The 7,057-nt window shown below is 73.7% G+C and carries 8 protein-coding genes; all 8 read right to left on the minus strand.

Annotated features, from left to right (window positions below; translation table 11 throughout):
* Positions 1 to 116: 116 nt before the first annotated feature.
* Positions 117 to 962, minus strand: a complete 846-nt coding sequence (locus tag EAO70_RS38315) for a Fic family protein (RefSeq protein ID WP_187284168.1) — start codon at positions 960 to 962, stop codon at positions 117 to 119.
* Positions 956 to 1,714 (minus strand): DUF6426 family protein, encoded by a 759-nt coding sequence (locus tag EAO70_RS38320; protein ID WP_187284169.1) that lies wholly within the window; start codon positions 1,712 to 1,714, stop codon positions 956 to 958. Before EAO70_RS38320 ends, EAO70_RS38315 begins: the two co-directional genes overlap by 7 nt.
* 179 nt (positions 1,715 to 1,893) lie before the next feature.
* The gene (locus EAO70_RS34855; protein ID WP_148006822.1) at positions 1,894 to 2,709 is read right to left on the minus strand and encodes an NAD(P)H-binding protein; all 816 of its coding nucleotides are present in this window, start codon (positions 2,707 to 2,709) and stop codon (positions 1,894 to 1,896) included.
* Between the two features lie 136 nt (positions 2,710 to 2,845).
* Entirely contained in the window at positions 2,846 to 3,127 is a 282-nt protein-coding gene (locus tag EAO70_RS34860; protein WP_148006823.1) for a DUF3253 domain-containing protein, read from the minus strand.
* Positions 3,128 to 3,196: 69 nt separating this feature from the next.
* Positions 3,197 to 3,598, minus strand: a complete 402-nt coding sequence (locus tag EAO70_RS34865; protein WP_148006824.1) for a hypothetical protein — start codon at positions 3,596 to 3,598, stop codon at positions 3,197 to 3,199.
* Positions 3,599 to 3,626: 28 nt separating this feature from the next.
* Positions 3,627 to 4,235, minus strand: coding sequence for an SLATT domain-containing protein (locus tag EAO70_RS34870; RefSeq protein ID WP_261993199.1), 609 nt, complete (start codon positions 4,233 to 4,235; stop codon positions 3,627 to 3,629).
* Between the two features lie 49 nt (positions 4,236 to 4,284).
* Complete coding sequence (locus tag EAO70_RS34875) at positions 4,285 to 5,733, minus strand: hypothetical protein (protein ID WP_148006826.1); 1,449 nt, start codon at positions 5,731 to 5,733, stop codon at positions 4,285 to 4,287.
* Positions 5,733 to 7,057, minus strand: a 1,325-nt coding sequence (locus EAO70_RS34880; protein WP_222723504.1) for a hypothetical protein, incomplete at its 5' end; no start/stop codon positions are given. The genes EAO70_RS34875 and EAO70_RS34880, both read right to left, overlap by 1 nt.

Genomic DNA, 7,057 nt, shown 5'->3' on the forward strand with positions numbered 1-7,057 from the left:
GCTCAGGGGGGCGTGTGAGGCGGTCGCGCAGCCAGTCGGCGGAGACGGCGGGCGAGGAGCGCAGGTGGGTGAGGACGGCCGCGGCGGCGGGGTCGTCGGTGAGCTGTGCGGCGGCTTCACCGAGGAGGGCGCTGTAGCGGGTGATGGTGGCGGTGCGATGCCGGGCGGTCTCGGTGACGGCGCGGGCGAAGAGGGAACCCCCACTGCGCCCACCGCCCCTCGGCGGCGGCGACGAGGGCCTCGTCGTGTGCGCGGCGGTGGGCGTGGACCCAGCCGTCCAGGTCCAGCAGCAGCCCGGGCATCAGCCCGGCCGCGAGCAGGTCGCACTGGGCGAGGAGGCGCGCGGTCCGGCCGTTGCCGTCGGCGAAGGGGTGGACGGTCAGCAGCCGGGCCATGGAGAGGGCGGCCGCGTCCATGCTGGGGGCGGTGGTGCGTACGGCCCAGCGGTACCAGCGCTCCACGTGGTCCCGGAGTCCCCGGCCGGGCGCCACCGCGACGGCGTAGACCTGGCCGTCGTCCCAGGTGATCCTGGCCGCGGACCGGCGTAGACCGCCCGGGCCGGGGATGCTGGGGTCGTCGGCGACGATCAGCGTGTGCAGTTCGCTCAGGGCGGCCGGGGTGAAGCAGGGCCGGCGACCCGGTCGTTCCGCGATCTCGGCGCGGGTGGAGGCGGCGGCCAGCAGTCCGGCCTCGGCCCGTCGTTCGGCCGCCGCGGCGATCCGGCCGGTGACGAGCCGGTCGGGGGTACGGGCCAGATGACGGCCGTGCACGGCCGTACGGAACCGGGGCCGGTGGAAGAGATCCGGGTTGTCCAGGTGGCGCCCGGCGGCGTCGGAGAGCTCGGCCAGCGCCGCGACCGCCTCGTCCCGTTCCGCCCGGGGGACCGCCTCCGTGTCCAGCGGCGGTACGACGGGGGACACCCGCCGTACCGCCGTGCCCGAGGGGCGTGGGGCGTTCAGCACCACCGGCTGGTCACCTTGCCGGTGGGCCGCACCACGTTGACGTACTCGGTGGTGACGTAGCCGAGGATGTTCGACGAGGTGACGGAGTACGTGAACGTCTGGTACTCGACGAACAGCGTCCAGGACTGCCCCGGCTGGAGGGTGACGTCGACGGAGTACGACTCCTCGAACGTCGTGTTGACCTGGGCGCCCAGTGTGGCGGACAGGACCTGTGCCGCGTTGGCGGAGATGTTGGTACTGGTCTCGTAGGACCACTGGTACTTCACGGTCCTGTTGACCCGTACGGGCATGGAGTCGGCGTTGCGGTGGCAGTCGGTCGGTCTCTCGAACTTGGCGCCGGCCTGGATCGGGCCCGCGCCGCTGGCCGGGGCGCCGCTGCCCCAGCCCCACGACATGGGCGGCATCGCCGGGTCCATCGGGGTGGGCGGCCGGGTGGCGGTGCCGTCGACGACGACCCGCGGCAGCGTGCCGTCCACGGGCTGGCCGATGACACCGTTGAACATGTCGATGTCGCCCCACGACCCGCCGGAGCCGCCGCCTCCGTCACCGCCGCCCCAGCCCCCGTCACCGGGGTCACCGCCGGGGAAACCGCCCGGATTGTCGTCCGGCCAGGGGTTCTCCTCGTCCTCGTGGTCACAGCTGGTCTGGTTGTCCTCGCAGGCGTAGGCGGTGTATGAGGCGGTCACCGCCGGTACGGCGGTGAGCACGGTCGCGCCGAGGGTGGCGGCGACCATCATCTGGCGGAGCTTCACGGTTTCTCCGGTCTGCAGCGGATCGGGTGGGGCGGACCACAGCCTCCCCGGCCGCCTGCCCCGGCCACCTCCGTAGAAGTACGCAAGTCACTACGCAAACGGGGGGTGGTGAAGCCTGCGCGTCCGACCCGCCGCCGACTCCGGCGGCGGGCGGTATGACGCTCACCGGTGTAGGACGCTCAGCGGAACGCGGTGGCGTTCTGCTCCGCCCATTGGGCGAAGGTGCGCGCCGGCCGTCCGGTCACCTTCTCCACCACACCGTTCGGGGTGTTGTACTCGACCGGCGGTTCGGCGAACACGTCCAGCTGGAATTCGATCAGGTGCTCCGGCACGCCCTGCGCCCGCATCGCCTCGCGAGCCTGGTCCGGGGTCAGTTCCACGAACTCCACCTCACGGCCGACCGCCGAGCCCAGCGTGGCGATCTTCTCCCGCAGCGAGATGCGCTCCGGGCCGGTCAGCAGGTACTCGGCCCCCGCGTGCCCGTCCTCCAGCAGCGCCGTCGCCGCCACGGCGCCGATGTCCCCCTCGTGCACCATCGCGGTGCGCGAGTCCCCGTACGGCCGCTCGACCCGTCCGGCGCGCACCTCGTCCGCCCACTCCAGGGCGTTGGCCATGATCTCGGTCGGCGCGACCGTGGTCCACGCGAGCCCCGACGCCCGCACGGCCGGCTCCAGAGTCGACTCCGACCAGCCGGCCAGCAGGGTCACCAGGCGCACCCCGGCGGCCTCGATCGTCGCCACCAGATCGCCGCCGTTCTCCAGCGGGGCGTAGCCGTCACCTCCGAAGTTGATGAGGTGCACGGCCGTCACGCCGTGCAGCGCCGACGCCAGCGACGCCGCGTCGGTCAGGTCACCGCCGACGACCTCGACCCCCGGACCGAACGCAGCCTTCCCGGGCCGCCGCGTCAGCGCCCGCACCGGCGCCCCGGCCTCCCGCAGCGCCCCCACGACCTGCCGCCCGACCGTACCGGTCGCACCCGCCACCAGAAACGTCATGCCCACTCCCTGAATCCCTCGCCACCGGCGTCTCCGGCCACACCCCCACCATGACCCCCGTTGCGGACAGCTGGAGTCCGCAACGGATCCCGTCAACGAGCCATCGCGGGCTGCGCGGGGGCGGGCGTGAGCAGTTCTAATCCCGGGGGCGTGCCCGGCGGATGCGGAGGGGGCCGTGTGCCTCGGTCTCTGTGACGGATCGTCCGCCCTGGGTCACCTCGACCTCGCCGGCCGCCACCAGACGCCAGGCCGCTTGGCGGGCCGGCTCCATCAGGTCCCGCCAGCCGTCGTCGTCACCGTCGTAGACCTCGCGGGCCACGTCGGACGGGCAGATCGACGACGTTTCGGCGCGGCGCTCCAGCAGGCTCCGGGTGGCCCTCTCCAACCGCCGGGCGAGCTGTCGATCCGACTGCGTCATGCCTTCAGTGTGGCACCGGGAGACCAGCGGCGCCCGCACGCCTGCGGCTGAGCCGCAGTGCCGCCTGCTCTACTTCGGGAGGCCTGCTTCTGGCATGACCACGACCTGGTACTCGTCCTCGTAGATGATGCGGCCGGGGTTCGTGCTCTCCAGGCGGCGGCAGTCCACTCCGTGTGCGGCGAGCAGCTCCAGGTAGCCGTCCACCCGCCTCACGAGCTCGACGGCGGACGCCTTGAACCACGCGACGGCTCCGGGGTTCACCTCGGGGTCGTACACCTGCGGGTCGACATGACTGGGGTTGGTGTAGTTGGCGTCGTACCAGTCGTTGTTCGACCTCCAGAACCGGTACTGCTCCTCGGTCAGCCCGCCCTGCGCGGCCAGTTCGTTCGCGAGGATGAAGACTCCGGGACAGTGCCCCCGCTCATGCCGCTCGGTGCCCTGGAACCGTACGTACCGTGGTGCTTCGTCCATGCGGTCCTCCTCGTCGTACTTCGATCGATCACGGGGAGGACGTCCGGTCGACGGCATAGGTCTGTCCGCCCGCCCCCATGTTGGCACGGGCCTTGCGGTACGCGCGGCGGCTGGGCGGGTCGGCGGTCGCGTTCTGCTCGTCGCGGCGGGCGGTCAGGGCGGCCAGTGCCTCGCGGGCCTCGACGGGGGTCCAGTCGGGCAGGTCGATCTCGCGGTGCTGCCGCGCGGCCGTCTGGATCGCCAGATACGCATTGGCCGCAGTGATGGCCTGCGTCGCCCTCTGGGGCGCGTTCACCGTGGTGAGCACCGCCCCGAGGCCCGCCGACAGGAGCGCCAGGATGCCGGCGGCCGTCGCGCCGGTGGACTCGACGAGGGCAGTCGTGCCGGCGATCGCGGCGAGCAGCGTCGCGGGCAGGCCGAGGAGCCAGTGCGTCGCCCGCCAGCGTTTGCCCTCCTCGAACTGGCACTGCGCGCTCCACATGGCGCTCTCCTCCAGTCGACGGAACTCGGCGTCGAGGGAGCGGCGACGCCTCCCGTCGCTGTCGCTGTCTGCGCCGGACGCCGCCGTCCCGTCCAGGGTGCCCTCCAGGGCGGGCGTGGCCGGGGCCGTATCGGTGTCGCCTGGTGTGCTCTCCACCCGATCACGGTATCCGGCCATGGTCACCCCGGAGGCAGAACGCCCGATTCTACGGGGGGAGTTCCTCCTCGTACGTGGCCAGCGCGGCGTGCGCGGGGTGCCGGGGCGGCAACACGTCGACCAGCTCGTGCCAACGCATCGGGCCGATCAGTTCGTTGGCCCGCAGTGAGGCGAGCAGTTCCGCCGCGGGCACCCGGTCGAGGAACAACAGGGGGACCGGGGGCCCGTCCAGGTCCACGTCGAACCCGCCCGTGGGGGCGGGCACGGCGATCCGGCCGTGCAGCACGGGCCCGGTCCGGTCGAGCAGCATCCAGTACCGCACGCTGCCGGCCGCTCCAGTACCTCCAGTAGCTGCGGCCGCTCCAGTGCCTCCAGTACCTCCGGCCCGTCCTTCCTCTCCGGACGCGACGCCCGCCGGGACGAGCCGCACCGGATAGCACGCGGGTCCTTCCGCCGCGTTCCGTTGGTGCCCTGCGCGGGACCCCGACGCCTCCGGCCCACCCGTCTCGATCTCCATCTCGACCGTCACTCGCCCCCCTCGCGTGACGGTCACCTCCGCTTCGACCCGCTCCTGCCCCAGCGAGATGGACATCGGCCCGTCCGGTTCCCCGCCGGCGGCACGCAGGACGAAAGTGGAGTCGAGTCGGGCCATGAGGGCGAGGTGTTCACCGGCGCGGGGCTCCGGGGCGCTCAGCCGGGCTGCGGCGAGCCGGGCGCTGTGGTGGAGGACCGGGTCCGCGCCGATCCGGAGGGCGAGCCCGGCCAGCGCGGCGCGGGTCGATGGGGGCAGCCGGTGCGGATCGGCCGCCAGCAGCCCGGACAGCAGCGCGGACGTCTCCCGGCCGAACCACGGTCCGGGGCGCCGGGTGCGCAGCCCGGATTCGAGGACGGACAGCGGTCCGGCGAGCGAGGTGGCCGCAGGGGTGAACCAGTGGCGCAGGGGACCGTCCGGCGCGGGGAACGTGGCGGACGGCGGGCTGATCTCGTCGAGGAGTGCCGAGGTCGCACGGGCGGCGGTCTCGACCCGGTGCCACGGCAGGCAGTGGAAGAGGGCCGCGGGGGTGGCGGTCTCCAGGTCGAGCCGGTGCAGCAGGAAGTACCGCAGCTCCAGGCTCTCGCCGGTCAGCCGCTCCACGGTCGCGGTGTCGGCGGGAGGGGCGGTCCACCGCTCCTCGAACCGTGCGACGAGTTCGGCGCCGGTCGCCGAGACCTCCACCGGCGCGCCCCTGTCGTCGAGTTCGACCACCAGCGAGTCGTCAGGGGCACGCAGGGCCAGGGCGCGTACGGGGTCACCCGTCGGCTGCTGGACCTCGGCGGCCGTGCGCGTCCAGCCGGGGGTGAGGAAGCGCGCCGAGGTCCGGGCGTCCGCCCGCTCGTCACCGTCGTTGATGGGCCCGAGGAGGCCGGGTGCGCCGGGGGTGTCGTCCGGCTTCAGCCGGGCCACCCAGCCACTGAGCGGGCGGTGTACGGAGTGGGCGTCGCCGCCGGTCCGGGGCATCAGAGGCCTCCGCCCTGGTCCGGCCGGGCGGATCCTGTCGGCCGGCCGGGAGGGGGCGGAGGAGCGTGGCCGTGGTGGTCTTCGGTCCTGTCACGCTGTTCCGGGGAGCGGGATTCGGTGGCTGGGGCGACATCCGTTCCCCGGCCGGGCGTGGACAGTCTGTCGAGCAGCCCGGACACGGCCGGCCCGTACGCGCGAAGCGACTCCGCCTGGGCGGCCGTCGGCCCGCCCGGCACCCACGCCTCCCACAGGGTCGCCAGCCGGAGCCACTCGTCCGGGCTGCCGTCGAGCGCGTCGATACGAGCGGGAAGGTCCGCGGGCAGCTCGACCGCCCAGGCCCGCAGTGCGGTCGGGTCCAGACCGGGCCTCGTCTCCCAGCGGATCAGGAACTTGGCTGCGCGGAGCAGCAGTTCGGCGCAGGTGACCGGTTCCGTAGGGCGTCCGGGCGGGTCCAGGCGCAGGAGACCCTCTGATCTCCCGGGCTCATGTCCGAGGTCGGCGAGCGCGCGCCCGAGCGGATCCAGGAGGAGCCGGCGTACGGGGTCGTACAGCAGGGTGTTGACGGTGAGGTCGCGCTGCCGGGCGTCCTCGCTCAGGTCCGTTCCGGTCGCCGGGTACGGCATGCCGATGAGGCCGAGGCCCCGGTAGTCCAGGGCCCGCCGGTCGCGGTGGACGGTGAGGACGGAGCAGACGAGGGACCGCGGGCTGAAGAGCGGCGGGAGTTCGGCACTGTCGCCGTCGAGAACGAGGACCTCGTCGACCGCGCGCAGGAAAGCACCCGCCGGAGCGGTGCCGGTGGCGTCCAGGTCGCGCACCGCCTCGGGGTCGCCGCCCGCGACCAGGTCGCGGAGTGCTCCTCCGGCCAGCCAGACGTCGTGGCCGTCCGAAACGAGCCGGTCCACGAGGGCTCCGAGGTAGCCGGGGGCCTCCGGTCCGTACAGGAGTCCGTCGAGGGCGGCGACGAGTCCGGGGCCGAGGTCGCTCGCGCTGCGCACGTGCCGGTCGTCGAGCTGACGGGCCGGCGGACGGCCCGCACGCTCCAGGGTGGGGTGGTCGGCCGGGTCGATGCTCCGCTCCGGCGGTCCGCTCGCGCGCTCGTCGCCGTCGAGCAGCAGACGGTCCCCGTGCCGCACCGCCGCGTCTCCGCCGTCCTGGGTACGGGGCGGGGGGCTGCGGTGGCCGAAACCGAGCACCCGGCGGCCGTCCACGAGGTCACCGGTCATGATCGGACCCGGCCCGGGGCGCAGGAACGCGCCCCCGTTCGCCTGCGCTTCGGCCTTCCGCTCTCCGGCCCCCTGCGCGCCGTCCTTACGCTCCTCAGCCC

Source organism: Streptomyces sp. adm13(2018) (assembly GCF_008042145.1).
Classification (GTDB): Bacteria; Actinomycetota; Actinomycetes; order Streptomycetales; family Streptomycetaceae; genus Streptomyces.

Coding starts and splice junctions, on each gene's coding strand:
- EAO70_RS34855 (WP_148006822.1), bottom strand. CDS start 2,709: ATGACGTTTCTGGTGGCGGGTGCGACCGGTACGGTCGGGCGGCAGGTC.
- EAO70_RS34860 (WP_148006823.1), bottom strand. CDS start 3,127: ATGACGCAGTCGGATCGACAGCTCGCCCGGCGGTTGGAGAGGGCCACC.
- EAO70_RS34865 (WP_148006824.1), bottom strand. CDS start 3,598: ATGGACGAAGCACCACGGTACGTACGGTTCCAGGGCACCGAGCGGCAT.
- EAO70_RS34875 (WP_148006826.1), bottom strand. CDS start 5,733: ATGCCCCGGACCGGCGGCGACGCCCACTCCGTACACCGCCCGCTCAGT.